Origin of the sequence: Streptomyces sp. NPDC006624 (genome assembly GCF_040611555.1) — a bacterium.
GTDB lineage: Bacteria > Actinomycetota > Actinomycetes > Streptomycetales > Streptomycetaceae > Streptomyces.
Genome location: NZ_JBEXOM010000004.1, coordinates 1 through 25,989 on the forward strand (window position 1 = coordinate 1; position 25,989 = coordinate 25,989).

Here is a 25,989-nt window from a genome sequence, read left to right on the forward strand (position 1 = left end):
GTCGGCCGGGTCGGCCGGGTCGGCCGGGTCGGCCGGGTCGGCCGGGTCGGCCGGGTCGGCCGGGTCGGCCGGGTCGGCCGGGTCGGCCGGGTCGGTGGGCTCTTGGCGGGGGGCGGGTGCCAGCACCTCGGTGCGCTCCTCGCCCGGTGCCGGTGGCAGGGCCTGGGTGCGTTCCTCGCCCGGTGCCGGTGGCAGCGCCTGGGTGCGTTCCTCGCCCGGTGCCGGTGGCAGCGCCTGGGTGCGTTCCTCGCCGGGTACGGGTACCGGCACGTCGGTCGGGCCCTCGCCAGGCACGGCGGATGTCAGTACCTCGGTGCGCTCGCGGCCGGGCGCGGGCGCGAGCACCGCCGTGCGTTCCTCACCGGGCGCCGGCGCCAGCGGCTCAGCGCTCTTCTGGCGCGGCGCAGGCGGCAGCACCACCGTGGCGTCCTGGCCGGGCGCAGGCACCAGCACGGTCGTGCGCTCCTCACCGGACGCCAGCGGCGGCACTTCCGCGCCCTCCCGGCCCGGCGCGGGCACCAGCACCACCGTGCGCTCCTCGCCCGGCACCGGCCGCAGCGCCTCGGTTCTCGTGGCCTCGACCGGCGCAGGCCCGGACACCGCCGGGCGCTTCTCGCCCGGCACAAGCGGCTGCGCCCCAGGGCTCTTCTGGTCGGGCGTCGGCGTCCGGGCGTCCTGGTCGGACGTTGGCGTCCGGGCGTCGTCGTGGGGGGTCATCGGAGGTCGCACCGCCTCGTGAGGAGTTGCTGGGAGGCGCCGCCGTCGGCGGAGGCGGGGGTCGTGGCGGCCTGGACCGTCCAGTAGCAGGCGAGGGTCTGGAAGGTGTGGTCGACGGTCAGCGTGTACCGGGTGGCGCCGCTGCGCTCGAAGGTCTGGGACGCGCCGTCCGGGGTGCCCGGCTGTCCCGCCCTGTCGCTCGTGGACCAGGACACCGTGATCGCCACCGGCCCGGTGCCGTCCGTGGTGACGTCGAGGGTCGCCGTGGCGGTCGACGGGCCGGTCTGCCGGAAGGACGACACCGCGACGTCCTTGACCGCGGGCGCGACGGGGCCGGTGGGCGAGGCCGGGGTGGTGGCCGGCGGCGGGGTGGTGGTCGTTCCGCCGGTCGCCGTCCCGCCGGGCGGTGTCCCGCCGCCGGGCGGGGTGCTCGACGTCGGGAGTCCACCCGTGCCGGTGCTCGCCGAGGCCGAGGCCGACGGGGAGGGCGACAGGGTGGGTGACGGCGACGGACCCGCCGACGCGGTGGGCGTGGTGGACGGCGTCGCCGCCGGGGACGCCGCCGGCCCCTGGCCGGCGGTCCCGGCACTGGTCGTGGCCAGGGCCTGCGCGGCCCGCTGCGCGGCGGTCGCCGGGTCGTACGGGATCCCGTAGGTCAGGACGGCGCCCAGGAGCAGGGCGGCGCCGGACACGAGCAGTCCGGGCCGGCCGGGCCGCCAGGCGGAGGCCGCGCCGCGGCCCGGTTCGGTGCGCAGCACCGTGCGCGCGGTGTCCGTGGTGCCGCGGGGCGTCTCGCGGGACGAGGGCAGCAGCAGCGGCAGCAGGGCGACCAGCGCGGCCAGCCGGCCCCGGCCGCGTTCCTCCCAGTCGGGGCCGTACGCGGCGCGGGCGGCGGCCTCCAGCTCCGTGACGAGGTCCTCGGCCCGGGTGGGCCGCTCCGCGGGGTCCTTGGCCAGGCCCCGGCGCACCAGGTCCCGCACCGCCTCGGGGACCTCCTCGGCGGGGACGGGCGCGTCGACGTGCTGGAGGGCGAGTTCCGCGAGGTTCTCGCCCTGGTACGGCTTGCGGCCCGTGAGGCACTCGAAGAAGGTGGCCGTCGCCGCGTAGACGTCGGCGGCGGGCGAGGCGGGGGCGCCGGTCCACTGCTCCGGGGCCATGTACGAGGGGGTCCCGGCCACGCCCGCGCTGGTGCCCGAGTCCACCGCGATGCCGAAGTCGACCAGCTTGGAGGAACCGTCCGGCTCGACCAGGACGTTCTCCGGCTTGTAGTCGCGGTGCACGACGCCCACGCGGTGCGCGTCCGCGAGGCCGAGCAGCGATCCCTTGAGGACGACCAGCGCGGCCTCCGGGTCGAGCGGGCCGTCGCGCCTCAGCAGCGCCCGCAGACAGACCCCGTCGACCAGCTCCATCACGATGGCGGCGCCGTCCGGGCTCTCCACGTACTCGTACAGGCCGGCGACGTACGGGCTCTCCAGCCCGCCGAGCAGCCGCGCCTCCGCCCGGAAGTCGTGCACGAAGCCCGGCCGGGTGCGCAGTGACTCGCTGAGGTACTTCACGGCGACCGGGACGCCGGTCTCCTCGTGCACGGCCAGGACGACCCGTCCGCTCGCCCCGGCCCCGAGTTCCAGGGACTCGGTGTATCCGGGCACTTCCCATGTGTTCATCGCCATTCCCCCCCGGGCCGCCGCTCCCCAGCGGCCGGCCCCGCACTCTGGGACACATTTTTCGGCCACCTCGGTTGCGTGGCCAGAAGCGGGCGTGAGGCGTGCCCGGACCGTGACAGAGAGCGGGGCGGGCGGTCAGTCGAGGCGCGTGTGGGGCAGGTGCCGGTCCAGGAACGGCGGCAGCCACCAGTTGGCCCGGCCGGCGACCTTCATGAACGCCGGCACCAGCAGCAGCCGGACGAGGGTCGCGTCGAGCAGCACGGCGGCGGCCAGGGCGAGCCCGAACTCCTTGAGTTCGAGCACGTCGGCGACGAGGAAGCACCCGAAGACGGCCGTCATGATGACCGCCGCGGCGGCGATCGGCCGGGCGGTGTGGGCCAGGCCCTTGGCCACCGCCTCGTCGTTGTCCCCGGTGCGCAGGTACTCCTCCCGCATCCGGCCGATGAGGAACACCTCGTAGTCCATGGAGAGGCCGAACAGCAGCGCGAAGACCATGATCGGGAGGTAGACCTGGATGAATCCGACACTGGTGAAGTCGAGCAGGCCCTCCAGATGGCCCTTCTGGAACACCCAGGTCGTGATGCCGAAGGCCGCGAAGGTCGCGAGCAGGTTCAGCAGCACCGCCTTCAGCGGCAGCAGCAGCGAGCGGAAGACCACCAGCAGGTAGAAGAACGACAGGGTCAGCACCATCGCCATGACGACGGGCAGCTTGCCGAGCGTCTCGTCGGACAGGTCGACGAACTGCGCCGTCTCCCCGCCCACCAGCATCCGCGGCCCGGCCCGCGCGGTCAGCCCCGGGATCACGTCGTCGCGCAGGTCCTCCACGAGCTCGGTGGCCGCGGAGGAGTCCACGGGGACCTTCGGCACGACGGTGACGACCGTGTGGTCGCCTCCGCCGCCGACGTTGACCGTCTGGTCGAGGATCGGTTTCACCGCGGGGTCCTGCTCCGCCTGCCGCAGCGCCTCGGGGGAGACGGTCCCGGTCGTCTGCCGCAGCAGTGTGGCGACGGAGTACACGCCCGCGACGCGGGGGTCCTTCTCCAGGGTCGTGGTGAACGTGTCGATCGTCTTCAGGTCGTCCGCGTCGAGCGGGCCCGAGCCCTCGTGGGAGGCCAGGATCTGGACCGGGGACAGCGCGCCCGCGCTGAACTTCTCGGCCAGGATCGCGGCGCCCTTCCCGGACGGCTTGTCGTAGATGGCCGAGATGCCGAGGTCGATGCCGAGCTTGATGCCGGCCGTCGGCAGGGTGAACAGGATCAGCACGGCCACGGCGGGCAGGGCGATCCAGGGGCGGGCGAGGACGGTGCGGGCCCAGCGCTCCCAGCCGCCGGGCCGCCCGGAGTCCTGCGCGACGTCCTCCCGGGGCTGCATGCGCCGCGGCAGGGCCCCGCGGTTGACGCGCTCCCCGAGCGCCGCCAGCAGCGCGGGCAGCATGGTCCAGGCGACGAGCAGCGTGCAGACCACGACCAGCACGGAACCCAGCGCGATGCCGTGGAACATCGGCGAGTCGACCACGAACAGGGAGCACAGCGAGATGGCGACGATGACACCGGAGTAGGCGATGGTCCGGCCGCTGGTCGCCATCGCCCTGCCGACCGAGTGGGCGACGGCGTCGGGGCGCCCCTCGCCGCGGACGCGGGCCAGTTCCTCGCGGAACCGGAACAGCACGAAGAGGGAGTAGTCGATCGCGATGCCGACGCCGATCATCGTGACGATCGAGAGCAGGAAGGCGTCGAAAACCGTCACCGTCGTCAGGACGGCGAGGACCCCGAAGGTGGCCGTGAGGCTGACCACGGCGGTGATCAGGGGGACGAAGGAGGCGACCAGGGCGGCCAGCGCCAGCAGCAGGACGAGGAACGCGATGGGGATGCCGATCGACTCGGCGCGTTCCACGTCGGAGTTCTCGACCTCGGTCAGGTCGTTGGCCGTCGGCGAGTAGCCCGTCAGGTAGGCCCGGACGGGAGAGCCTTCGGACGCGTCCCGCACGACGTCCTGGAGGTCGGCGGCCCGGTCACCGCGCTGCCGGTCGTCGCCGGCCAGTCCCAGCGAGGCCACCGCCGCCGAACCGCTCGACAGGACGTTCTGCATGCCGGGGTCGGTGGGACCCAGCACGGACGCGACTCCGGGCTCGTCGCGCACGGCCCGCACCACGCGGTCGACGACCCGGACGTACTCCTCGTCCTTGATCGTCAGGGTGTCGGAGTCGAAGACGATGACGTCCTGCTCGGCTCCGGCGGCCGGGAAGTCCTCCTCGAGCAGTTGGGTGACCCGCTGGGAGTCAGACCCGGTGACGCTGTAGTCGGACGCGGCGAGCGACGAGATCAGGTGCGGATAGGCGAGGCCCGACGCGACGAACACCACGCCCCAGAAGGACAGGACCCACCACCGGCGGCGGGCCACCCACGCGCCCCACCTCACCGGACGCGGGGGCCGGTCGCGAGGGGGCGGACCACGGGGGCCGCGGTCCCTGCCGGGGCGGTGCGGAAGGTCATGGGCGCTGCCTTTCGGTCCTCGGGCACGTCGATCCTTCCGCACCGTAATGCCGGATATGCGGCATGTGCGGAAGGCGTGCCGGAAGGCCGGGCCGCGCCGGGACGCCTACCCTTCCGGGCCCGGCACTCCGAGCAGGAGCAGCGTCACGTCGTCGTCGTGGGCGGCCGTGTCCGGGATGAGGGTCCTGACCAGCCGGGCCGCGGCCCGGTCCAGGGTCTCCGGGTCCGCGGGGGCGTCCTTCAGTTCGAGGTCGACGGTGTGGACGAGGACGTCGATCTGGGCCTCGATGTCGGTGCCGGGCCGTTCGACCAGCCCGTCGGTGTACAGCACGAGGGTGCTGCCCGGCGGCAGCGGGTGGGTGACCTCCTCGAAGAGCAGCCCCGTGCCGGACGAGCCGTTGACGCCCAGCGGCACCCCGACCGGCGCCCCGAGCCGGCGGGCGTGGCCGTCCGGGGGCAGGGCGATGACGGGGAGGTGGCCGGCCGAGCACAGGGTGACCCGGTCCGCCTGCTGGTCGATCACCAGGTACACGCAGGTGACCAGCTGGTCCGCCAGGTCGGCCACGAACGCGTCCAGCCCGGTCATGAGCGCCCCGGGCCGGGCGCCGGTGCGGGCCAGGGCGTGGGAGGCGGCGCGCAACTGCCCCATGACGGCCGCGGCCTCCAGGCCCCGGCCCATCACGTCGCCGACGACGACGCCGGTGCGGTACCGGTCGAGGGGGATGACGTCGAACCAGTCGCCGCCGACTCCGGGGTCCTGGACGGACGCGAGGTAGCGGTACGCGCTGGGCAGGTGCGGCAGCCGGGGCGGCTCCCCCATGAGGCTGTGCTGCAGGGTGTAGGCGATGTGCCGCTGCTGTTCGTAGCGCTCGGCGCGCTCGGCCTCCAGCCGTCTGCGCTCGGTGATGTCGCGGACGGTCAGCACCACGAGGGTCTGCTCCTCCGGCTGGAGGCTGCTGACGCTGACCTCGACGGGGAACTCGGAGCCGTCGCGGCGCATCCCGTACAGCTCCCGGTCCAGCACCATGGGCTGCGGATCGCGCTGCCGCAGGTACGCGCCGAGGAGCGCACCGTGCCGGCGGCGGCGCGCGGGGGGCACCAGGCCGATCACCTCGGTGCCGACGAGGTCGCCCGGCGGGCAGCCGAAGAGGTGCCGCACCTGCGTGTTGGCCATGACGACGACGCCGTCGCCGTCGGTGATGAGGGTGGCGTCGGGGGCGGATTCCAGCAGGGCGGTGAACAGCCGGTGGGACCGCTCGACCTCACGCTGCGCGGCGACGCGCTCGGTGATGTCGGTGACCACGCCGCCCACGGCGTAGGGCCTGCCGGAGGCGTCGTTGATCGGGAACAGGCTGGAGAGGAACTCCCGCGTGCCGACCGGCAGGGTGAACACCTCCTCGCGCTGCACGGGTCTGCCCTCGGCCAGCATGGCGCGGTCGGAGGCCCGGGCCTTGCGCGCCATGTCGGACGGTACGACGTCCTTGTCCAGGCGGCCCAGGACCTGGTCCCGGGTCAGGCCCAGGCTCTGCTCGAACGTCGTGTTGACCGCGAGGTAGCGGCCGTCCAGGTCCTTGATGAACACCACCGCCGGGGTGTGGTCCATGAAGGCCTGCAGCAGTTCGTTCTGGCGCACCTGCCAGGCCAGGCGGGCGTGGGCCACCTCGACGCGGCGGCCGACGGCCAGGGTCGTGAAGATCACCGCGGTGAACACGGCGACGTGCCCGGCCACCAGCAGCGCGGTGCCCAGCCTCGGCCCGAACACCTCCGCGTCCTCGCCCGCCAGGACGGCCCAGCCCAGCAGCGGCGGGACGACCACGACGGTCGCCATCAGCCAGCGCCCCAGGGCACCCGTCGTCCCCGAGTTCATCAGCAGGCCGGCGGGACCCTCGTCCGGGCGGGACAGGAACAGGGCGGTGGCCAGCAGCACCAGGGCGATCGCGGTGTGCAGGGCCATGCCCGTGTAGGCGCCGAACCGCTCCAGCTGGGGCACCTCGTAGGCGGCTCCGTACAGTCTGAGCATGCCGAGTGCGCCGACGGCCAGGGCCGGGATCTGCGCGACCCAGGCGGGGATGCGGGGCGCGCTCGCGCACAGGGCCCCCGCGCCCCCGAGCGTCAGCGCGGCCGCCGTGTTCGGCCCCATCCGCCCGGGCGTTCCCGTATCGATCCGGGCGGTGTCGTCGTCGAAGAGCAGCTCGTCGATACCGAGGTTCACCCCGGCCACGTACTCCAGGAGGGTGAGGGCGCCGATCAGGGTGGCCAGGGCCGAGGCCGCGCGGGAGGCGGTGACGGCCCGGGGGCGGGCCCGCTCGTGGGCGATCGCCCACACGGAGAAGGCCAGCAGGACGAGCGCCACGGCGGTGTTGACCTTCATGGACACCTCGGTGCCGGGCAGCACGCTCTTCAGCTCGTCGGTGTCGGAGAACCATCCGATCAGGCTCACCAGGGCCACCAGAGCCGCCCCCAGGGCGGTGACCCGGGCCGTCGCGCGGGCGGTGGCGAGGACGGCCGGGCGGAACGGCAGCCCGTCGGCCCGCTGCGCGCGCCGCGCGCCAGGCAGCTCGGGCACCTGCTCTCCGCCTGTCACCGCATTCCCGTCCCTGCCTGACGGCCACCTGACATTACAAATCATCCTAAGTAATACGAAAGGGTACGTGCGGAATCCCTGGGGCGCCCCACCCGCCGACCCGGCTTCCGTGCCGTCTCCCCGCCCCGTGCCACCTGCCTTTTTCGTCCCCGCTGCAACCAATCCGCGGCCCCGTCAGGAACGGATTACCCCAGGACGAGTCCTGACCACGGAGGCCCTTGGTGAAGCAAGCAGTACATATCGGCAGAAATCCATCGGCGGGGCCCGATCTGCAGGAGCTGGTGGGCCGGGTGGCCCTGGGCGACGAGGAGGCGTTCGCCGGGGTCTACGACGCCGTCGCCCCCGGCGTGCTCGGGGTCGTGCGGGCCGTGGTGCGGGACCGGGCGCAGTCGGAGGAGGTGGCCCAGGAGGTGCTGGTGGAGGTGTGGCGGACCGCTCCGCGCTACCGGCCCGAGCGGGGTTCGGCCATGAACTGGATCCTCACCCTGGCGCACCGCCGGGCCGTGGACCGGGTGCGGTCGGTGGAGGCCGCGACCGCCCGGGACCACAAGGCCGCGCTGCTGGAACAGGTGCCCGAGTACGACGAGGTGGTCGAGCACGTCGAGGCCCGGCTGGAGCGGGAACAGGTGCGGCGCTGTCTGCGCACCCTGACCGAGATCCAGCACCAGGCCGTCACCCTGGCGTACTACCGGGGACTGACCTACCGAGAGGTGGCGGAGGCCCTGGCGGTGCCGCTGGGCACCGTCAAGACCCGCCTGCGCGACGGTCTCATCCGGCTGCGCGACTGCCTGGGGGTGACCGCATGACCACCACGGATCTGCACCGGCTGACGGGCGCCTACGCGCTGCACGCCCTGTCCGACGAGGAGAGCGCCGCGTTCGAGCGTCATCTCGCGGGCTGCGAGGCGTGCGCGCAGGAGACGGCCGAGCTGCGTGCGACCGCCGCCCGTCTGGGCCTGGCCGTCGCCAGCGCCCCGGCTCCCGGGGTCCGCGAGCGGGTGCTGCGGCGGATCGGCACCGTCCGCCAGGAGGCACCGCGCGGACCGGCCCGGGTCGTCCCCGCCCGGTCCGTGAGGCGGGCCCGGGCGATGTCGCGGTGGGCGCTTGCGGCCTGCCTCGCGGGGGTCGTCGCGCTGGGCGGGACGGCCGTGTGGCAGCACCAGGAGGCCCAGGACGCCCGTGACGAGGCGCGCCGGGCCACACGGACGGCGGACGCGATCGCCGCCGTGCTGGCCGCGCCGGACGCCGAGACACGGGTCGCCGGGCTCAACGGCGGCGGCACCGGCACCGTGGTGGTCTCCCGCAGCCGGGACCAGGCGGTCTTCGCCGTGTCCGGGATGAGCACGCCGCCGAGCGGCAAGGTCTACCAGCTGTGGTTCGACGACGGCGGCACCATGCGGTCGGCCGGTCTGATGGACCCCGGCCGCAGCGAGCAGACCGTGCTCATGCGGGGCGCTGTCGACGGCGCCTCGGGCATGGGCGTCACCGTCGAGCCCGCGGGCGGTTCCGAGCACCCCACCTCCTCCCCGGTCGCCCTGATGACCTTTCCCGCCTGACGCGGCGAACGGCGGGGAAGAAGAAGGAACCCGATCGCGGGTACGACCAATCCGGCCCCGCCCGGGGACCGGATTCCCCACGTGACCGAGACAGAGAAACAACGCCGGATCCGGCCGCTCACCACGGCGCTGGGAGCCCTCAGCGGGGTGCTGGCGGGCGGCGCGGCCCTCGCCTTCGCCGAGGCCGCGGCCGGGGTGATCCGGCCGCAGGCCGGCCCCGTGGTGGCGGTCGGGGGCGCGGCCATCGACCGCACCCCCGCCGCCGTCAAGGACTGGGCGATCCGCACGTTCGGGACGGACGACAAACTCGTTCTGCAGCTCGGCATCCTCACCGTGCTGGCCCTCTTCGCGGTGGCGCTGGGCATCGCGTCCGCGCGTTTCCGGCGCCCCGCGGCGGCGGGCGTGCTGCTCTTCGGCGCGGTCGGGGCGCTGGCGGCGGCGAGCAGACCGGACTCCACCGGCTTCGTCGACACCCTGCCCTCGGTGGTGGGCGCCGTCGTCGGAGCCGTCGTGCTGTACGTGCTCGCGGGCCGGCTCGCCGCACGGCGTCCGGCCGGCGCCGGGCCGGGGGCGGCGCCCTCCGAGGCGGGGTGGGACCGGCGCGGATTCGTGATCGCCGCGTCGGCGGCCGCCGCCGCCTCGGCCGGGGCCGGGGTGCTGGGCCGGTCGCTGTCCGGTTCCGGCGGCCGCGACGCGGTCGCCTCCCGCCGCGCCGCGGTCCTGCCCGCGCCCGCCTCCCCCGCGGACCCGGTGCCCCGGGGCGCCGCGCTGCGGATCCCCGGGATCAGCCCCTTCATCACGCCGAACGACTCCTTCTACCGGGTCGACACGGCTTTGGTGGTGCCGAAGGTGGACGCCACCGCCTGGCGGCTGCGCATCCACGGCCAGGGCGTCCGCCGCCCGGTCACGCTCTCCTTCGCCGACCTGCTCCGCCGTGATCTCGTCGAGCGCGACATCACGCTCACCTGCGTCTCCAACGAGGTCGGCGGGCCCTATGTGGGCAACGCCCGCTGGATCGGGGTGCGCCTGGCCGACCTGCTGGCCGACTGCGGGGTCGTACCGCCCTCCCGGGGCGGCCCGGCCGACCAGCTGGTGGCCCGCTCCGTGGACGGCATGACCCTCGGCAGCCCGGTCGAGGAACTGATGGACGGCCGCGACGCGCTCCTCGCCGTCGGCATGAACGGCGAGCCGCTGCCCTTCTCCCACGGCTTCCCCGTCCGCATGGTGGTGCCTGGCCTGTACGGGTTCGTCTCCGCCTGCAAGTGGATCGAGGACATCGAACTCACCACGTTCGACGACTACGACCCCTACTGGGTGCAGCGGGGCTGGGCCCGTGAGGCCCCGGTCAAGACGCAGTCCCGGATCGACACGCCCAAGCCGTTCGCCCGCCCCCGGGCCGGCACGGTGATGGTCGCCGGGGTCGCCTGGGCGCAGCACCGCGGCATCGACAAGGTCGAGATCCGCGTCGACGACGGCCCCTGGCAGGAAGCCCGGCTCGCGGCCGAGGACGGCCGTGACACCTGGCGCCAGTGGTCCTTCGCCTGGCAGGCCGTCAAGGGCGGGCACACCCTCACCGTGCGGGCCACCGACCGCACCGGGGAGGTGCAGACCGCGCAGCGCGCCCGGACGGTCCCCGACGGCGCGAGCGGCCGGCACTCCGTGGTCGTGACGGTCGACTGACTCCGGGCCCACCCCAAGACTGACGGGCCGTCAAGGCGCACGTGTCCGGCCGGTTTCCGCGTGGAGCGGCGACGGCCGGGCACGAGGGCCGACAGGGGTGCATCCGGGTGAGAGGCGGATCGGCATGAGAACACCGCTCGCGGGCGACGGCCGGGCGCGGTGGGTGCGGGTGCCTGCGGCCTGGTGGCCGGCGCTGCGGCGGACGCCGGTGTCGTTGTGGAACGACGACGTCCCGGACTACGCGGCGGCGCTGACGTACTACGCGATCCTGGCCGTCCTGCCCGCCCTGCCGGCCACCGTCCTGGCGTTCGGCGTGATCAGCCCGGACGCGGCGGCGGAATTCGTGGCACACGTCAGCGCGTACGCACCGGCGCAGTCGGGGCCGGAGCTGCACGCCGTCCTGACCCGGGCGCTGGCCGCGGGCGGCACGGCCTGGTCGCTGATGGCGGCCGGTGCGGCCAGTTCCCTGTGGTCGGCGTCCAGCTATCTGGCCGTCTTCCGCCGCGCCCTGCACGGCATGCACCGGGTCGCGGACCAGCGCTCGCCCTGGCGCAAGGCCCACAGGATCCTGCTCACCGCGCTCGCGCTGCTCGGGCTGCTCGTGGTCGGTTCGCTGACGCTGCTGCTGACCGGCCCGCTGGCGGAGGCCGTGGGCCGCGCCCTCGGCGTGGACACCACCGTGGCCTGGGCGTGGAGCCTGCTGCGCTGGCCCGTGCTGCTGGGCCTGGTGGCCCTGCTGGTCGTGGTGGTCTTCCACACGGGCCCGGTCCCGGCCCGCCGGCGCCGGCACAGCCTGCCGGGCGGGGCGCTGGCCGCCGTGCTGTGGCTGATCGTCTCCGCGGGCTTCTCCGCGTACGCCTCCACGCTCGGCGCCTACAGCAGGCTGTACGGCTCGCTGGCCGGTGCCGTCGTCTTCCTGGTGTGGCTGTGGCTGTCGAACCTGGCCCTGCTCACCGGGGCCCAGTTCGCGGCCGAACTGGCCAAGGCAGCGACCCCGGTGACGGTGCGTCAGAGCACGGGGAGGCGGCCTGTGCCGTAGGCGCCCTCGGGCAGCGGGTCCGGCGATCCGGCGGGGTCGAGCAGATGGGCCGTGACCGCCGCCGCGGTGCGGTGCCAGCAGCGGGGGCGGCGCAGCATCGCGTGGTCGCCGCCGCCGACGACGGCCATCCCCGCCCGGGCCGCCGCCTCCCGCGCCCGGCGCACACAGGCCGCCGTCGCGGCGAGCGAGGTGACGCGGTCCCGGTCGCCGTGCAGGGCCACGACGTGCCGGCCCGCGAGGTGGTCCACCGGTTCCCCGGCCGGCCACCAGGGGGCGAGGCCGACCACGCCCCGCACCTGCGGATGGCCGGCGGCGCTGAGGGCCGCCCGGCCGCCCATGGAGTGGCCGAGCAGGACCACGGGGACGGGACCGGCGAGCGCGGTGAGTTCCGTCAGCGCCCGCCGGGTGTCGCGCGCGGCGTCGGCGCGCTCGCCGTTCCAGCCGCGCAGCCGGTAGCGGACCCGGGCCACCAGGACGTCCCCGTGCGGGAGCGCTGCGGAGACCGCGCGGACGAAGGGGTCCATCCTGAGGGCGGCCAACTGCCAGGGGCGGGCGGCGCTGACGCTGGTCTCCCGCCCGCCGTGCAGCACCAGGACCGCCGCCCGGGGGCGCGGCGGGCGCCGCAGCGGCAGCAGCGCCGGCACGGGCGCGGTGACCGGGGCGCCGTCGTCGCGGGCGACCGGGTCGTGGTGTCGTTCCGTCATGTCAGGTACGTCCCTCACGCTTCGGCGGGCGCGGGAGGAAGCCGCTGGTACGGGCCGTGTACGCGGCCCATCCGGGCCGCCCGGCCATGTGCCGTTCCAGCAGCCGCTTCCCGCTGCCCCGGGTCAGCAGCAGACTCATCACCAGCGGGGACACCACCGACACGGCGGCCGCCGCCGGGGAGTCGCACGCCATCAGGAACAGACCCCACCACACGCAGAAGTCCCCGAAGTAGTTGGGGTGCCGGGTCCAGGCCCACAGCCCGCGGTCCATGATCCGGCCCCGGTTGGCGGGATCGGCCTTGAACCGGGCGAGCTGGGCGTCCCCCACCGCCTCGAAGCCGAGGCCGGCCGCCCACAGCACGACCCCGGCCCAGAACGGCGCCGACGGCGGGCCGGGCACGTACTGCGCGGCCTGGACGGGCAGGGACACCAGCCAGACCAGGGCTCCTTGCAGCAGATAGACCATCCGCAGGGCGTACAGGTCCCGGTTGCCGGGGGCCTTGGCGAGCATGGCCTCGTAGCGGGGGTCCTCGCCGCGGCCCCGTCCGCGGCGGGCGATGTGGGCGGCGAGGCGCAGCCCCCACACCGCCGTCAGCGCCGTCACCAGCAGCCGCCGCAGCGGGTCGCCGTGCCCGGCGGAGGCGGCGAACGTCACGGCCGCCACGGCGGTGAAGCCGAGGCCCCAGGCGACGTCCACGATCCGGTGGAGGCCCGCGCGCAGGGCGACGGCGAAGGTGACGAGCATGACGGCGAGGGCGGCGGCCGCGCTCCAGGCGAGGTTCGGCGCGAACGCGCTCCACGGGAAGCCGCTCACAGCGCCTCGTACCAGTGGTGGGTGGTCGCCGGCATGCCGCTCGCTCCTCCGGGTCCGGGCCGGACGCTCAGGATCTGGTCGACGCCCATGCGGCCCTCCTGGAACGCCAGCGCGGCACCGGCCAGGTAGAGCCGCCAGACGCGGGCGGTCTCCTCCCCGGCCAGGGCGGCGAACCGCTCCCAGCGCTCCTCCAGGGTGCGGTGCCAGGCGCCGATCGTGCGGACGTAGTGCTCGCGCAGGGACTCGGTGTGCCGCACCTCGAGCCCGGCGGACTCCAGCAGGGAGATCGTCTCGCCGAGGGGCCGCATGTGCATGTCGGGCGCGATGTACGCCTCGATGAACGGCCCGCCGCCGGGGGCGCCGTGCCCGCGCGACATCTGCTGCACGAGCACCCGTCCGCGGGGCCTGACGAGCCGGTGCAGGGCGGCGGCGAACGCCGGGTACTCGGCGTCGCCGACGTGCTCGCCCATCTCGACGGTGGCCACGGCGTCGAACGCGCCGCCCTCGATGTCCCGGTAGTCCAGGCACACCACCTCCACCCGGTCGCCCAGGCTGCGTTCGCGCACCCGCTCGCGGACGTAGGCCGCCTGTTCCCCGGCCAGGGTCACCGCGGTGACCCGGACGCCGTGTTCGGCCGCGTGCAGGGTGAGGGACCCCCAGCCGCAGCCGATGTCCAGCAGCCGCGAACCGGCTTCGAGGGCGAGCTTGCGGCGGATCAGTTCCAGCTTCGCCCGCTGCGCGCCGGCGGGCTCGCGACGGGCGTCCGGCCCGGTCCAGTAGCCGCAGGAGTACGCCATGGTCTCGTCGAGGAGCAGGGCGTAGAAGTCGTTGGACAGGTCGTAGTGGTGGCTGATGGCGGCCCGGTCGCGGGCCTTGCTGTGCAGGCCGCCGCGCAGTCTGGCCTGGGAGGCGGGGGCGGCCGGGCGGGGGCCGATCACGCCGAGGCGGGCGGCGGCGGCGACCGCGCGGGCGCGGTCGGCGGGGGTGAGCCGGGGCGGGCGCAGGCCCCGGTCCCGCTGGGCGGCCCACACCGTGCGCAGGGCCTCGGCGAGGTCGCCCTCGACGTCGAGTTCACCGGTGACGTAGGCCTGCGCCAGGCCCAGTTCGCCGGGCTGCCACAGCAGGCGGCGCAGGGCGCGTCGGGAGCGCAGGACGACCACGGGCGCGCCGTCCGGGCCGGTCTCGCTGCCGTCCCAGGTGCGCAGCCGCACCGGCAGGGGCCCGCCGAGCAGGTCCTCGGCGAGGGCGGCGAGCCGGTGGGCGGCGCCGGGCCGGGTGGTGAGCGGGGCGGTGGTCATCGGGCGCGGTTCTCCTTCGTGAACAGGTACTGCTGGACGTCGAGGTATCCGGCCCTGAACCCGGCCTCGGAGTAGGCGAGGTAGAAGGTCCACAGGCGGCGGAAGGTCTCGTCGAAGCCGAGCGCCGCGACCTCGTCGGCGCGTCCGGTGAACCGCTCCCGCCACAGGCGCAGGGTCTCCGCGTAGTGCGCGCCGAAGGCGTCGCGGCGGGCGAGGCTCAGCCCGGTGTGGTCGCGGACCGTCTCCTCGATGGCCCGCGTGGACGGGCAGAAGCCGCCGGGGAAGACGTACTTGTGGATCCACGTGTAGGTGTCGCGGGTGGCGAGCATCCGGTCGTGCGGCATGGTGATGGCCTGCAGCGCGGCCCGGCCGCCGGGGGCCAGCCGGGCGTCCAGGGTGCGGAAGTACACCGGCCAGAACTCCGCGCCGACGGCCTCGATCATCTCCACGCTGACGACGGCGTCGTACTCCCCGCGCGCCTCCCGGTAGTCGCACAGCTCGACGGAGACGCGGTCTTCGAGTCCCGCTTCGGCCACCCGCTGCCCGGCCAGCGCCTGCTGCTCACCGGAGAGCGTGAGGGTGGTGACCCGGGCGCCGCGGGCGGCGGCCCGCAGGGCGAGTTCGCCCCATCCGGTGCCGATCTCCAGCAGCCGGGTGCCGGTGCCCACGTCGGCCAGGTCGAGCAGCCGGTCGATCTTGCGGTGCTGGGCCGCGGCGAGCCGCTCCCAGTCGGCGGGGAAGCCGCGGAAGACGGCGGAGGAGTAGCTGAGGGTGTCGTCGAGGAAGAGGGCGAACAGGTCGTTGGACAGGTCGTAGTGGCGGCTGATGTTCCTGCGGGAGCCGTCGGAGGTGTTGCGTTCCTCGCGGGGGTGGCGCGGCGCCCACAGGCCGCGCAGCCGTTGCAGCGGGGCCGGGACCAGTTCGGCGGCGTGCCCGGCGAGCACGGTGAGGACGCCGACGAGGTCGGGGGCGTCCCATTCCCCGGCCATGTAGGACTCGCCGAACCCGACCAGTCCCCCGGTGCCGAGGCGGGCGTGGAAGGCGTCCGGGTCGCGCACGTCCAGCAGCGGGCCGCCCCGTCCGACGGTCCCCGCCCCCGCGAAGCGGACCCGCAGGGGCAGGTCCCGCAGGGCGTGCCGCACGAGGGCGGCGGTGACGGCGGTCCGCGGCCGGAACGCGCGGGGCACGGTGACGATGTCCGGCCAGCGGGTGGGGTCGGCGGGGGTGGGGCGGGGCGCCGGGTCCGCGGTCCCGGGCCGGCTCTCCGCATCCGCGACGCCGGGCCGGTGCCGGGTGTCCAGGCGGGCGAGCCGGTGTTCGCGGTCCGTCACGCCTGGCCGACGTTCCCGGCCCTCCGCGCCGGGCCGACGGTCGAGATGCTCCCCGTCGAGCCGACGGTCCAGGCCCTCCCCGTCGGACCGGCGGTCCGAACTCTCCCCGTCCGGCCGGTGCTCGGGGGCCGCAGGGCCGGGGGTGGTGTCGGGGCGGCGGGCTGTTCTCATGTCGCGTTCTCCGGGGTGCGATGGCCGGGGCGGGGCTGCACGGGCAGGCCCCGCAGGTACAGGCGTATGCCGTGGGCGCGGATCGCGGCCGACACGGCGAGGGTGGACCAGGGGTGGCGCAGGGCCAGCCGCAGCAGGGCCGCGGAGCTCGCCGCGCGCCGGGTGCCGCGCACGGTCGCGGTGAAGGCCCGGCGGCCCTCCCGGTCCAGGTGGACGGTCAGGCCGAGCCGTTCCCCCGGCAGGGGCAGCCGCATGCGGTAGCCGCCGTCGACGGGGAAGAACGGGGAGACGTAGAACTCCTTGCCGGTGTGCGCGGCGCCCGTGGCGTCGGGGTGCAGCAGGTAGCAGTGCCGGCCGCCGTAGGTGTTGTGCACCTCGGCGACCACGCAGCGCAGGTCGCCCGCGGGGCCGTGGCACCAGTACAGGGTCAGGGGGTTGAAGACGTGCCCGAGGACGCGGGCGTGGGTGAGCATCAGCACCCGCCCGCCGTCCAGGTGCGTGCCGTGCGCGGCGAGGAAGGCGTCCAGGCCCGCGCGGATCGTGGGGTGGTCGCCGGTGAAGTGGTCACGGGGGTCGAACCGGGCGAGCGGCCTGAGCGGCCGGGGCAGCCGGGGTGGCCGGTCGGGGTCGAGCAGCCACAGGTAGGTGCGGTGCCGCAGGGCGTACCGCCGGGGGCCGGTCCGTACGTGCGTGATGGCGCAGGAGTAGAGCGCGGGTGCGGTGCTCACCAGCGCACGCCCAGCGCCGCCGCGGCCTCGGCGCCGGAGCGGCAGCCGTCCTCGTGGAACCCCCAGCCGTGGTAGGCGCCCGCGAACGCGCAGACGTCGCTGGCCAGTTCGGGCAGGCGCTGCTGCGCGGCCACCGACTCGGGGGTGTACACCGGGTGTTCGTAGACCATGCGGGCCAGCACCCGCCCGGGGTCGACGCGGTCCTCGCCGCCCAGCGTCACCACGAACGTCTCGGCGGCGTCCAGGCGTTGCAGCCGGTTCATGTCGTAGCTGACCCGTACGCGGTCGGCGCCGGCGGTGCACGAGGGCATCAGGTAGTTCCAGGACGCGCGGGCGCCCGGGGCGCGCGGCAGCAGCCGGGTGTCGGTGTGCAGGAGCGTGGTGTTGCGGGAGTAGCGGAACGCGCCCAGCACCTGCCGCTCCCGGTCGGTCGGGTCGGCCAGCAGCCGCAGCGCCTGATCGGGGTGGGTCGCGATCACCACGGCGTCGTAGGACTCGGTGGTGCCGTCCTCGGTGGTGACGTCGGCGCCGTCGGCGTGGCGCCGTACGGCGCGCACGGGGGTGCCGGTGCGGATCTCGCCGATGTGCTTGGCGACGCGGTCGACGTAGGCGTGCGAGCCGCCCGTGACCGTGCGCCACACCGGCGAGCCGCCGACCGACAGCAGCCCGTGGTGCGCGAGGAAGCGGAACAGGTAGGCGGCCGGGTACCGCTGGGCGGTGGCGGCGTCGCAGGACCACACAGCCGACACGAGCGGGGTGATGAAGTGGGCGCGGAAGTAGGCGGAGAAGCCCTCGCGGTCCAGGAACCGGCCGAGGGTGAGGGTGTGCCGCCCGCCCGAGGCCAGCAGGGCGCGGGCCGCCCGGTGGAAGGCGGGCACCTCGGTCAGCATCCGCAGGTAGCGGCCGCGCGCCAGGTTGCGGGGCCGGGCGAGCAGTCCTGCCGGGCCGCGGGCGCCGGCGTACTCCAGGCCGCAGCCCTCGCACCTGACGGACATGCTCATCTCCGACTCCTGCGTGGCGACGCCGAGTTCGGCGAAGAGCCGCAGCAGGTGCGGATAGGTGCGCCGGTTGTGCACGATGAAGCCGGAGTCGACGCGGTGCACGCGGCCGTCGTGGGGTGTGGTGAGCTCGTGGGTGTGCGCGTGCCCGCCGAGCCGGTCGTCGGCCTCGTACAGCGTGACGTGCCCGGCCCGGCCCAGGACGTACGCGGCGGTCAGGCCCGCCACACCCGAGCCGACCACGGCCGTCCGCCGCCCGTGGCGCGCGCCGCCCTCCCGGCCGTGCCGGTGGCTGCTCGACGTCGGTCTCATCGCCTCTTCTCCCGCCCTTCGTGATCAGGGATCCGGGGGTAATCCGAGGCAGGCGGGGCGGCGGATTGGTGGGCGTCGCGGTCCCCCGCGACGCCCTGGACGCGGGGGCGGTCGGCCGCCCGGCCGCCCGAGTCGCGGGCGCTTGCGGGGTGGCCGGGTGCCGGTCCGGGTCACCTGTGTCCGGGTGAGCGGACGAGCGCCGCGCCGAGCAGCATGCCCGCGGCGATGATCGTCACGGTGGTGACCAGGTCGAGCAGGTCCTGGAAGCCCTCGATCGGGTGACCGCCGATGAGCGTGGTGAGTCCGCGCAGGCCGAGCGAGCCGACGGTGAGGGTGAAGAAGCCCGCGAGCACCAGCGGCAGGCGCGGGGGCCGTCCCGGCCGCCGGGCCACCAGGGCGGCGGTCGCCGAGAGCACGACGGCGGCGGCGAAGGTGCCGCCGTCCTCCCCGACGGCTTTGGTGGCGGCGGCCTGCACGGTGAGCGTCAGGTAGGCGAGGAACAGCACCCAGCCGGACAGCCGGAAGGGGATGCCGAAGGCGAAGACCGTGCCCATGGCGAAGACGGCCCAGGTGCCCGCCACGACCCAGCGGGACAGTTCCCCGGCGGCGGCGAAGTCGTCGAACCTGCTGAGGGGGGTGCCGGTGAGGGCCGCTCCGACGACGATGCCGACGTAGAGCTGGAGGAGCAGCGCGGCGGCGTAGACGAGACGGATGGCCCCGGTGGTCACGTATCCCGCGACGGTCTCCGCGACGGCCGCGCTGAGGTAGTCGCCGGGGACGAAGAAGAACAGGGCGGGGAGCATCAGCAGGATCGCGCTGCCGTGTGAGGCGTCCCGGGCGAAGACGAGCAGCACGAGGGCGGAGACGCACACGGCGGCGACCAGCGGCAGCACGAGCCGCAGCCGGGGCAGCACGTCCGCGGCGCCGACGAGCAGCGCGACCAGGGAGGCGGTGACGGCGGTGGTGCCGATCTCGTACCAGGTGGCCTGCATCACGGGGGCGAACCCGACGGAGAACATGACGATGCCCGCCAGCCGCAGCCATCTCGGGTAGGGGTCGGGCGACTCGGCGATGGCGGCCAGGCGCAGCCGGGCGTCGGGCAGCGTGACGTTCCCCGTGCGGACCGCCTCGACGAGGCGTTTGACCTCCGCGACCCGGTCCAGCCGGGCGACGTCCGGGCGGGCGGTCACCACGAAGGTGTGCGTCCGCCCGCCCAGCGCGACGGTGACCGTGGCGGCGTCGGGCACGAGCTGGCTCTCGGCGCTGCCGCCGTAGGCCCGGGCCACCTCGGACAGGGTCCAGGCGATCATCTCGGCGCCCTCGCCGCTGGTGCGGATCAGCAGCTCGGCGAGGTGCGCGAGCAGGTCGCTCAGGCCGGTGAGGTCGGCCTGCCGTTCGGGGGGTGTCACGGGCGCACCTCGGCCACGCGTCCGCCGCTCAGCGGTGCTCGGGGTTGTCGGCGCCCGGGCGGCAGCCGGCGTCCCACTGCGAGCGCTGGTTGCCGTGGGCGGGGACGCCGCCGGCGCGCTTCAGCAGGGCCGCGACGTGCATCAGGTTCCAGGTCATGAAGCTGGTGTTGCGGTTGGTGAAGTCGTTCTCCGGGCCGCCGGAGCCCGGGTCGAGGTACGACGGTCCGGGGCCGGCGGCGCCGATCCAGCCGGCGTCCGCCTGGGGCGGGATGGTGTAGCCGAGGTGCTGGAGGCTGTAGAGGACGTTCATCGCGCAGTGCTTGACGCCGTCCTCGTTGCCGGTGATGAGACAGCCGCCCGCGCGGCCGTAGTAGGCGTACTGGCCCTGGGAGTTGAGCAGGGAGGAGCAGGCGTAGAGGCGCTCGATGACCTTCTTGGTGACCGAGCTGTTGTCGCCGAGCCAGATCGGTCCCGCCAGGACCAGGATGTCGGCCGCCATCACCTTCTCGTACAGCGCGGGCCAGGCGTCCGTGGCGAAGCCGTGCTCGGTCATGTCCGGGTACACGCCGGGCGCGATGTCGTGGTCGACGGCGCGGATCTCCTCGGTGGTCACGCCGGCGGACTCCATGATCGACCGGCTCTTGTCGATCAGGCCCTGGGTGTGGCTGAGCTGCGGGGACGGCTTGAGCGTGCAGTTGACGTAGAGGGCGGTCAGATCGTCGTAGCGGTACGGGGTCCCGGTGGCGGGCGAGGTCGTCATGGAGGCAGCGTCCCGCATGCGGTCCGCTTTGTCCCTTTTCGCTGTCGGCCTTACGCCTTACGGAGTCATGACGTGCGGGCGCGGTCCGGTGGCCGGGCGGTGCGGCGCGCCTAGCGTGGCCGTATGCGCGTACTGGTCACCGGCGGTGCCGGGTTCATCGGGTCCGAGGTCGTGCGCGCCCTGCGCGGGCGCGGCCACGAGGCGGTCGTGTTCGACGTGCGGGACGATCCGCGCGCCGACGTGCGCGATCCTCCGGCCGTCGGGCGGGCCCTGGCCGGGGTGGACGCCGTCTGCCACCAGGCGGCGCGGGTCGGGCTCGGCGACGGGGTCGCGGACGCGGCGGAGTACGTCTCCCGCAACGACCTGGGAACCGCCGTGCTGCTCGCCGCCATGGCGGAGTCGGGCGTGCGCCGCCTGGTGCTCGCCGGCTCGATGGTCGTCTACGGGGAGGGGCGCTACGCGTGCGCCCGGCACGGCGTGGTCCGGCCCGGGCCGCGCGCGGTCGCGGACCTGGACGCGGGCCGGTTCGAGCCGGTCTGCCCGGTGTGCGGTCAGGACCTCTCCCCCGGCCTGGTCGGCGAGGACGCGCCGGCCGATCCCCGCAACGTGTACGCGACGACGAAACTCGCCCAGGAGCACCTGGCGGCGGCCTGGGCCCGCTGCACCGGCGGATCGGCGGTGTCGCTGCGCTACCACAACGTGTACGGGCCCGGCATGCCCCGCGACACCCCGTACGCCGGGGTCGCCTCCTTCTTCCGCTCGGCGCTCGCCCGCGGCGAGGCACCGCGCGTGTTCGAGGACGGGCGGCAGCGGCGGGACTTCGTGCACGTCCGGGACGTGGCCGCGGCCAACGTGGTGGCGCTGGAGGCGGAGGCCGCGCCGGGGGCGCTCACGGCGTACAACACCGGCAGCGGCACCCCGCACACCGTCGGCGAGATGGCGCGGGCGCTCGCCGCCGCCTGCGGCGGTCCCGAGCCGGTCGTCACCGGCGGGTACCGGCTCGGGGACGTCCGGCACATCACCGCGGACTCCTCACTGCTGCGCACGGCACTGGGCTGGAAGCCGGAGGTCGCCTTCGAGGAAGGCATGCGGGAGTTCGCCCGGGCGGGGATGCGCGGTGGGTGAGCCTTGTCGGGCTGGGGCTCACCGCGGACTACCGCTGCCCACGGGGGTGGGCGCCGCGGGGCGGGCTCCGCACGGGGGGCGGGCTCCGCGGGGCGGGCTCCGCACAGGGGGCGGGCTCCGCACAGGGGGCGGGCTCCGCACGGGGAGGGCGGGCTCCGCGGGGCGGGCTCCGCACGGAGTCGGGCCCGATGGGGAGTCGGGCCTCACACGGAGCCGGGCCCCACACGGGCTCGGACTCCACACGGACCGGGCCCCACACAGACTCGGACCCCACACGGAGCCGGGCCCATAGGGAGTCGGGCCTCACACGGAGCCGGGCCCCACACAGAGTCGGACCGCGCGAGGGTTCTTCGGAGACCGGTGGTGCTGCCCGTGATCAGGGAGAAGCGGCGGCGGGCAGCACCACCTCGAAGCGGCATCCGCCGGGGACGTTGCGGACGGCGGCCCGGCCCTGGTGCGCCTCCACGATGCCCCGGACGATGGCCAGGCCCAGGCCCGCGCCGGCCGGGGGCGTGCGGGCGTGGGTGCCGCGCCAGCCGGTGTCGAAGACGCGCGGCAGGTCCTCCTCGGGGATGCCTCCGCAGGCGTCGGTCACCGACAGCACCACCCCCTCGGGGGAACGCTCCGCGGCGATCGCGACCGTGCCGTCGGCCGGGGTCCGGCGGATGGCGTTGACGAGCAGGTTGCCCAGCACACGGCTCATCTCCCTGCCGTCCACCTCCACCGGCACCGGCTCGATACGGCCGCCCACCAGCCGCACCCCGTGTTCCCGGGCCAGCGGGTCGGCTCCCGCCAGCGCGTCGCCCACCAGGTCGTACAGGGACATCCGGGTCGGCATCAGGGACAGCGCGCCGGCGTGGATGCGGGAGAGCTCGAAGAGGTCGCCGACCATGTCGTTGAGGCGTTCCACCTCGGTGCGCATCTGCCGCAGATAGCGGTCGGGGTCGGCGGCGACGCCGTCCTCCAGGGCCTCCGACATGGCGCGCAGTCCGGCCAGCGGCGTGCGCAGGTCGTGCGAGATCCAGGCGACGAGCTCGCGCCGGGAGGTCTCCAGGGCGCGTTCCCGCTCGCGGGACTCGGCGAGCCGGGCGCTGGTGGCCGCCAGTTCGCGGCTGAGGAACTCCAGTTCGGCGGTGGCCGGGCCGTCGGGGGCGGCGAAGTCGCCGCCGTCGCCGAAGGAACGCGCGGCCGCCGCGAGCGCGTGACTGCGGGCGACGACCCAGCGGCCCAGCAGCAGCGCGGTGGCCAGCGAGACGACGGCCGCCATGGCGACGACGGTGGTGACGACGGTCAGGTCGTGCGGCGACAGGAACATCGCCCAGGCGACGGCGAGGGTGCCGGCGAGCATCGCGACGACGCCGACCGCCGCGACCACGGCGAGCGAGGCGGTCAGTGAGCGGCGGCGGGTCAGGCGCAGCGCGCCCGCCCCGGCCAGCCCGGTGCCGGCGGCCCCGGCGAAGGCGTACAGAGCGATGAGCAGGGTGTCGCGCACGGTTCAGTCCTCCGCGCCCGCGGGGTCGAAGCGGTAGCCGACGCCCCACACGGTCTGGATCAGGCGGGGCCGGGCCGGGTCGTCCTCGACCTTGCCGCGCAGGCGGCGGACGTGGACGGTGACGGTCGACAGGTCGCCGAAGTCCCAGCCCCACACCTCGCGCATCAGGTCCTCGCGGGCGAACGCCCGCCCCGGGTGCCGCAGGAAGAAGGTGAGCAGGTCGAACTCCCGCAGGGTGAGGGCGAGTTCGCCGCCGTTCTTGGTGGCACGGCGGGCCTGCGGGTCGACGGTCAGGCCGCCCGCGCCCAGCCGCCGCCCGGTGGCGGCGGGCCGGCTGCGGCGCAGCACCGACTCGACGCGCAGGACCAGTTCGCGCGGGCTGAAGGGTTTGGTGACGTAGTCGTCGGCGCCGACCTCCAGTCCCAGGATGCGGTCGTCCTCGTCGCCGCGGGCGGTGAGCATGATGACCGGTACCGGGCCCTGGCCGCGGATGCGCCGGCACACCTCCAGGCCGTCCATGCCGGGCAGCATCAGGTCGAGCACCACCAGGTCCGGCCGGCGCTCGGCGGCCCGGGTGAGGGCGGTGGGGCCGTCGTCGGCGCGGTCGACGGTGTAACCGGCGCGGTCCAGGTACCCGGCGACGACCTCGGCGACGGTGGGGTCGTCGTCGACGACGAGGATCCGGGGGGACCCGTCGGACGGCCCGGTGGGCTCGTTGGGCTGCTGCATGCCCCCAGCCTGGCACCGCGCCGCCGCGCGCGGGGGCCCGGGCGGCGTCCCGGCCGCCGGCGTCCGTGTTTCGTAAGGAGCGGCTGACCGGTATGCCCGTTTCGCGTTCGTAGGGTGAGGACCGTGACGACGACACCTTCCCCCGTCGACGTGGTGCTCCCCTGCCTGAACGAGGCCGCCGCCCTGCCCTGGGTGCTCGAGCGGATTCCGCCGGGCTGGCGCGCACTGGTCGTCGACAACGGTTCCACGGACGGCTCGGCCGAGGTCGCGCGGGCGTGGGGCGCGACGGTGGTGCACGAGCCCCGGCGGGGTTTCGGCGCGGCCTGCCACGCCGGGCTGACCGCCGCCACCGCCGACGTGGTGTGCTTCTGCGACTGCGACGCCTCTCTGGACCCCTCCCTCCTGGTGCCGTTCGTGCGCGAGGTGCGCGAGGGGGCGGCCGATCTGGTGCTCGGGCGGCGGCGGCCGCGGGGCCGGGGCGCGTGGCCCGCGCACGCCCGGGCCGGGAACCTCGCCCTGGCGCGGATGCTGCGCCGCCGCACCGGACTGCGTCTGCACGACCTGGGGCCGCTGCGCGCCGCCCGCCGTGAGCCGCTGCTCGCGCTCGGCCTCAGCGACCGGCGCAGCGGCTATCCGCTGCAGATGGTGGTCCGCGCGGCCGACGCCGGCTGGCGGATCGCCGAGCACGACGTGCCGTATCTGCCGCGCACCGGAGCGTCGAAGGTGACGGGCACCTGGCGCGGCACCTGGCAGGCCGTACGGGACATGAGCCGCGTGCTGGGCGAAGCGCCCGCGCGGGAAGGGGGGAGGGTCCGTTGACCACGCTTGTCGTCATCGCCAAGGAGCCGCGGCCGGGCCGGGTCAAGACCCGTCTGACGCCGCCGTTCACGCCCGCGCAGGCGGCCGGACTGGCCGAGGCGGCCCTCGCGGACACCCTGCGCGCGGTGGCCGCGACGCCCGCCGCCCGGCGCGTCCTCGTCCTCGACGGCGCCCCCGGGCCGTGGCTGCCGCCCGGCTTCGACGTCGTACCGCAGTGCGCGGGCGGACTGGACGAGCGGCTGGCGGACGCCTTCGCCCGGTGCGCCGGTCCCGCCCTGCTCATCGGCATGGACACCCCGCAGGTGACACCGGGTCTGCTGGGCGTGGACCTCGACGGCTGCGACGCCTGGTTCGGCCCGGCGGAGGACGGCGGCTTCTGGGCGCTCGGCCTGGCGCGCCCCGATCCCGCGCTGCTGCGGGGCGTGCCCATGTCGACGCCGCGTACGGGAGCCGTGCAGCGGGAGCGCCTGGTCGCGGCCGGCCTGCGGGTGCGCGACCTGCCGCGGCTGCGCGACGTCGACACGGCCGCCGACGCCCAGGCGGTCGCCGCGCTCGCCCCGCGGAGCGCCTTCGCGGCGCGCCTCGCGCGCTGTTCGGCGGATGGCGCGGTGGCCGGCGCGGCGGCTGCGGACCCGGGCGCCTCCCGATGAGCGCCCCGGCCGCCACCGCCGTCGCCTGGGCCGGCGCCGACCCCTACGCCGCGGCCCTGCGCGCGGGACGCGGACCGCTGTTCCTGCGCCGCGCCGACGGCTGGCTGCTGCCGCTGGAGGTGGAACGCTGGTGCGCGCGGGCCGACGCGGTCGACCGGGACGTGCTGGACCGGTGCGAGGGGACGGTGCTGGACGTGGGCTGCGGGCCCGGACGGCTGGTCGTGGAACTCGCCTCCCGGGGGCGGTCCGTCCTCGGCATCGACGTCAGCGAGGCCGCCGTGGAGCACACCGTACGGCTCGGGGGGCGGGCGCTGCGGCGGTCGGTGTTCGAGCCGCTGCCCGGTGAGGGCCGCTGGGGCACGGTTCTGCTCATGGACGGCAACATCGGCATCGGCGGCGACCCGCGCGCCCTGCTGGACCGGGTGGCGCGCCTGCTGCGCCCCGGCGGTCTGCTGATCGCCGAGACGGCCCCGGTGGAGGTCGACGAACGCGTGCCGGTCCGCATCACCGACGGCCGGGCCGGTGCCGGTGCCCCCTTCCCCTGGGCCCGGCTCGGCACGCGCGCGCTGCTCGCTCACGCCCGGGGCTGGGACCCGGCCGCCCGGTGGACGGCCGACGGCCGCCGTTTCGCGGCCCTGCGCACGCGCCCCGGCCACGGCGCCGAGCCGCCGGACCGGGGCGCGGTGATCGGCGGCCCGCGGACCAGGGACACCTGAGCACGCGCACGCGTCCTCCCCTTTGTGCGGCCGGACCGCTTTGTGCGGTCTGACCGCTTTGTGCGGCCGGACCGCCGCCGCTGTCGCGGACCTGGAAGGTCGACGTGTGACGCTGCCGCGAAACCGGCGGCCAGTGGCGGACAACCGGCCACGCGGCCCGTCGCGCACCGCCACCGGCCACGCAAACCGCCCCCGCCCACGC

Annotated in this window: 21 protein-coding genes and 1 pseudogene; 8 read left to right on the forward strand and 14 right to left on the reverse strand. The window is 75.3% G+C overall.

Features of this window, described 5'->3' with window-relative positions; genetic code table 11:
* From ABZY20_RS08950 to ABZY20_RS08965, 4 genes and pseudogenes are all read right to left on the reverse strand, one after another.
* Positions 1 to 717: pseudogene (locus ABZY20_RS08950) on the reverse strand (hypothetical protein); the annotation flags it as partial.
* Positions 714 to 2,381 carry a serine/threonine-protein kinase gene (locus ABZY20_RS08955; protein ID WP_356438720.1) on the reverse strand — a complete coding sequence of 556 codons (1,668 nt, stop codon included), beginning with the start codon at positions 2,379 to 2,381 and terminating at the stop codon, positions 714 to 716. The pseudogene ABZY20_RS08950 and the gene ABZY20_RS08955, both read right to left, overlap by 4 nt.
* Positions 2,382 to 2,516: 135 nt before the next feature.
* Positions 2,517 to 4,781: an efflux RND transporter permease subunit gene (locus tag ABZY20_RS08960; RefSeq protein WP_356438721.1), complete on the reverse strand. Its 2,265-nt coding sequence runs from the start codon at positions 4,779 to 4,781 to the stop codon at positions 2,517 to 2,519.
* A 198-nt stretch (positions 4,782 to 4,979) separates the two neighbouring features.
* A complete protein-coding gene (locus tag ABZY20_RS08965; RefSeq protein WP_356438723.1) occupies positions 4,980 to 7,439 on the reverse strand; it encodes a SpoIIE family protein phosphatase in 2,460 nt (819 codons plus the stop codon).
* A gap of 239 nt (positions 7,440 to 7,678) precedes the next feature.
* On the opposite strand from ABZY20_RS08965, the gene ABZY20_RS08970 reads away from it, so the two are divergent.
* The 4 genes from ABZY20_RS08970 to ABZY20_RS08985 all read left to right on the forward strand — a co-directional run bounded on the left by ABZY20_RS08970 (position 7,679) and on the right by ABZY20_RS08985 (position 11,731).
* A complete protein-coding gene (locus ABZY20_RS08970) occupies positions 7,679 to 8,263 on the forward strand; it encodes a sigma-70 family RNA polymerase sigma factor (RefSeq protein WP_356438724.1) in 585 nt (194 codons plus the stop codon).
* A complete protein-coding gene (locus ABZY20_RS08975; protein WP_356438725.1) occupies positions 8,260 to 9,012 on the forward strand; it encodes an anti-sigma factor in 753 nt (250 codons plus the stop codon). The genes ABZY20_RS08970 and ABZY20_RS08975 overlap by 4 nt, the downstream gene beginning before the upstream one ends.
* 81 nt (positions 9,013 to 9,093) lie before the next feature.
* A complete protein-coding gene (locus tag ABZY20_RS08980) occupies positions 9,094 to 10,692 on the forward strand; it encodes a molybdopterin-dependent oxidoreductase (protein ID WP_356438727.1) in 1,599 nt (532 codons plus the stop codon).
* A gap of 124 nt (positions 10,693 to 10,816) precedes the next feature.
* Positions 10,817 to 11,731, forward strand: coding sequence for a YihY/virulence factor BrkB family protein (locus ABZY20_RS08985; RefSeq protein ID WP_356438729.1), 915 nt, complete (start codon positions 10,817 to 10,819; stop codon positions 11,729 to 11,731).
* On the opposite strand, the gene ABZY20_RS08990 is transcribed toward ABZY20_RS08985, so the two are convergent.
* The 8 genes from ABZY20_RS08990 to ABZY20_RS09025 form a co-directional block, all read right to left on the reverse strand.
* Positions 11,701 to 12,435, reverse strand: a complete 735-nt coding sequence (locus tag ABZY20_RS08990; RefSeq protein WP_356438732.1) for an alpha/beta family hydrolase — start codon at positions 12,433 to 12,435, stop codon at positions 11,701 to 11,703. The two genes, ABZY20_RS08985 and ABZY20_RS08990, sit on opposite strands and share 31 nt — an antisense overlap.
* Position 12,436: 1 nt before the next feature.
* Positions 12,437 to 13,249, reverse strand: coding sequence for a DUF1295 domain-containing protein (locus ABZY20_RS08995; RefSeq protein WP_356438735.1), 813 nt, complete (start codon positions 13,247 to 13,249; stop codon positions 12,437 to 12,439).
* Positions 13,246 to 14,547 carry a cyclopropane-fatty-acyl-phospholipid synthase family protein gene (locus ABZY20_RS09000; RefSeq protein WP_356438738.1) on the reverse strand — a complete coding sequence of 434 codons (1,302 nt, stop codon included), beginning with the start codon at positions 14,545 to 14,547 and terminating at the stop codon, positions 13,246 to 13,248. The genes ABZY20_RS08995 and ABZY20_RS09000 overlap by 4 nt, the downstream gene beginning before the upstream one ends.
* A complete protein-coding gene (locus ABZY20_RS09005) occupies positions 14,544 to 16,049 on the reverse strand; it encodes a cyclopropane-fatty-acyl-phospholipid synthase family protein (protein ID WP_356438741.1) in 1,506 nt (501 codons plus the stop codon). Before ABZY20_RS09005 ends, ABZY20_RS09000 begins: the two co-directional genes overlap by 4 nt.
* Positions 16,046 to 16,777, reverse strand: a complete 732-nt coding sequence (locus ABZY20_RS09010) for a DUF1365 domain-containing protein (protein ID WP_356438744.1) — start codon at positions 16,775 to 16,777, stop codon at positions 16,046 to 16,048. The genes ABZY20_RS09005 and ABZY20_RS09010 overlap by 4 nt, the downstream gene beginning before the upstream one ends.
* Entirely contained in the window at positions 16,774 to 18,087 is a 1,314-nt protein-coding gene (locus ABZY20_RS09015) for an FAD-dependent oxidoreductase (protein WP_356438747.1), read from the reverse strand. Before ABZY20_RS09015 ends, ABZY20_RS09010 begins: the two co-directional genes overlap by 4 nt.
* A gap of 170 nt (positions 18,088 to 18,257) precedes the next feature.
* The gene (locus ABZY20_RS09020; protein WP_356438750.1) at positions 18,258 to 19,496 is read right to left on the reverse strand and encodes a threonine/serine exporter family protein; all 1,239 of its coding nucleotides are present in this window, start codon (positions 19,494 to 19,496) and stop codon (positions 18,258 to 18,260) included.
* A 28-nt stretch (positions 19,497 to 19,524) separates the two neighbouring features.
* Positions 19,525 to 20,256 (reverse strand): flavodoxin family protein, encoded by a 732-nt coding sequence (locus ABZY20_RS09025; protein ID WP_356438753.1) that lies wholly within the window; start codon positions 20,254 to 20,256, stop codon positions 19,525 to 19,527.
* Between the two features lie 123 nt (positions 20,257 to 20,379).
* On the opposite strand from ABZY20_RS09025, the gene ABZY20_RS09030 reads away from it, so the two are divergent.
* Positions 20,380 to 21,381, forward strand: a complete 1,002-nt coding sequence (locus ABZY20_RS09030) for an NAD-dependent epimerase/dehydratase family protein (RefSeq protein WP_356438756.1) — start codon at positions 20,380 to 20,382, stop codon at positions 21,379 to 21,381.
* Positions 21,382 to 21,757: 376 nt separating this feature from the next.
* On the opposite strand, the gene ABZY20_RS09035 is transcribed toward ABZY20_RS09030, so the two are convergent.
* Both ABZY20_RS09035 and ABZY20_RS09040 read right to left on the reverse strand, forming a co-directional pair.
* Positions 21,758 to 22,873: a HAMP domain-containing sensor histidine kinase gene (locus ABZY20_RS09035; protein WP_356438759.1), complete on the reverse strand. Its 1,116-nt coding sequence runs from the start codon at positions 22,871 to 22,873 to the stop codon at positions 21,758 to 21,760.
* A 3-nt stretch (positions 22,874 to 22,876) separates the two neighbouring features.
* Positions 22,877 to 23,602, reverse strand: a complete 726-nt coding sequence (locus ABZY20_RS09040) for a response regulator transcription factor (RefSeq protein WP_356438762.1) — start codon at positions 23,600 to 23,602, stop codon at positions 22,877 to 22,879.
* Positions 23,603 to 23,716: 114 nt separating this feature from the next.
* Between ABZY20_RS09040 and ABZY20_RS09045 the strand changes: the two genes are divergently transcribed.
* Genes ABZY20_RS09045 through ABZY20_RS09055 form a run of 3 tightly spaced genes read left to right on the forward strand, consistent with a single transcriptional unit; the run spans position 23,717 to position 25,787 of the window.
* Positions 23,717 to 24,421, forward strand: a complete 705-nt coding sequence (locus tag ABZY20_RS09045) for a glycosyltransferase family 2 protein (RefSeq protein ID WP_356438765.1) — start codon at positions 23,717 to 23,719, stop codon at positions 24,419 to 24,421.
* On the forward strand, positions 24,418 to 25,071 hold the full coding sequence (locus ABZY20_RS09050) for a DUF2064 domain-containing protein (RefSeq protein WP_356438768.1): 654 nt from the start codon (positions 24,418 to 24,420) through the stop codon (positions 25,069 to 25,071). The genes ABZY20_RS09045 and ABZY20_RS09050 overlap by 4 nt, the downstream gene beginning before the upstream one ends.
* Entirely contained in the window at positions 25,068 to 25,787 is a 720-nt protein-coding gene (locus ABZY20_RS09055; protein WP_356438771.1) for a class I SAM-dependent methyltransferase, read from the forward strand. Before ABZY20_RS09050 ends, ABZY20_RS09055 begins: the two co-directional genes overlap by 4 nt.
* Positions 25,788 to 25,989 lie beyond the last annotated feature (202 nt).

Bases quoted from the DNA above. Each gene is read 5' to 3' on its own strand.
- ABZY20_RS09005 (WP_356438741.1), bottom strand. From the start codon at position 16,049: ATGAGAACAGCCCGCCGCCCCGACACCACCCCCGGCCCTGCGGCCCCC.
- ABZY20_RS09055 (WP_356438771.1), top strand. From the start codon at position 25,068: ATGAGCGCCCCGGCCGCCACCGCCGTCGCCTGGGCCGGCGCCGACCCC.
- ABZY20_RS09000 (WP_356438738.1), bottom strand. From the start codon at position 14,547: ATGACCACCGCCCCGCTCACCACCCGGCCCGGCGCCGCCCACCGGCTC.
- ABZY20_RS09025 (WP_356438753.1), bottom strand. From the start codon at position 20,256: ATGACGACCTCGCCCGCCACCGGGACCCCGTACCGCTACGACGATCTG.
- ABZY20_RS08990 (WP_356438732.1), bottom strand. From the start codon at position 12,435: ATGACGGAACGACACCACGACCCGGTCGCCCGCGACGACGGCGCCCCG.
- ABZY20_RS08955 (WP_356438720.1), bottom strand. From the start codon at position 2,381: ATGAACACATGGGAAGTGCCCGGATACACCGAGTCCCTGGAACTCGGG.
- ABZY20_RS08985 (WP_356438729.1), top strand. From the start codon at position 10,817: ATGAGAACACCGCTCGCGGGCGACGGCCGGGCGCGGTGGGTGCGGGTG.
- ABZY20_RS08975 (WP_356438725.1), top strand. From the start codon at position 8,260: ATGACCACCACGGATCTGCACCGGCTGACGGGCGCCTACGCGCTGCAC.
- ABZY20_RS09030 (WP_356438756.1), top strand. From the start codon at position 20,380: ATGCGCGTACTGGTCACCGGCGGTGCCGGGTTCATCGGGTCCGAGGTC.
- ABZY20_RS09040 (WP_356438762.1), bottom strand. From the start codon at position 23,602: ATGCAGCAGCCCAACGAGCCCACCGGGCCGTCCGACGGGTCCCCCCGG.
- ABZY20_RS09015 (WP_356438747.1), bottom strand. From the start codon at position 18,087: ATGAGACCGACGTCGAGCAGCCACCGGCACGGCCGGGAGGGCGGCGCG.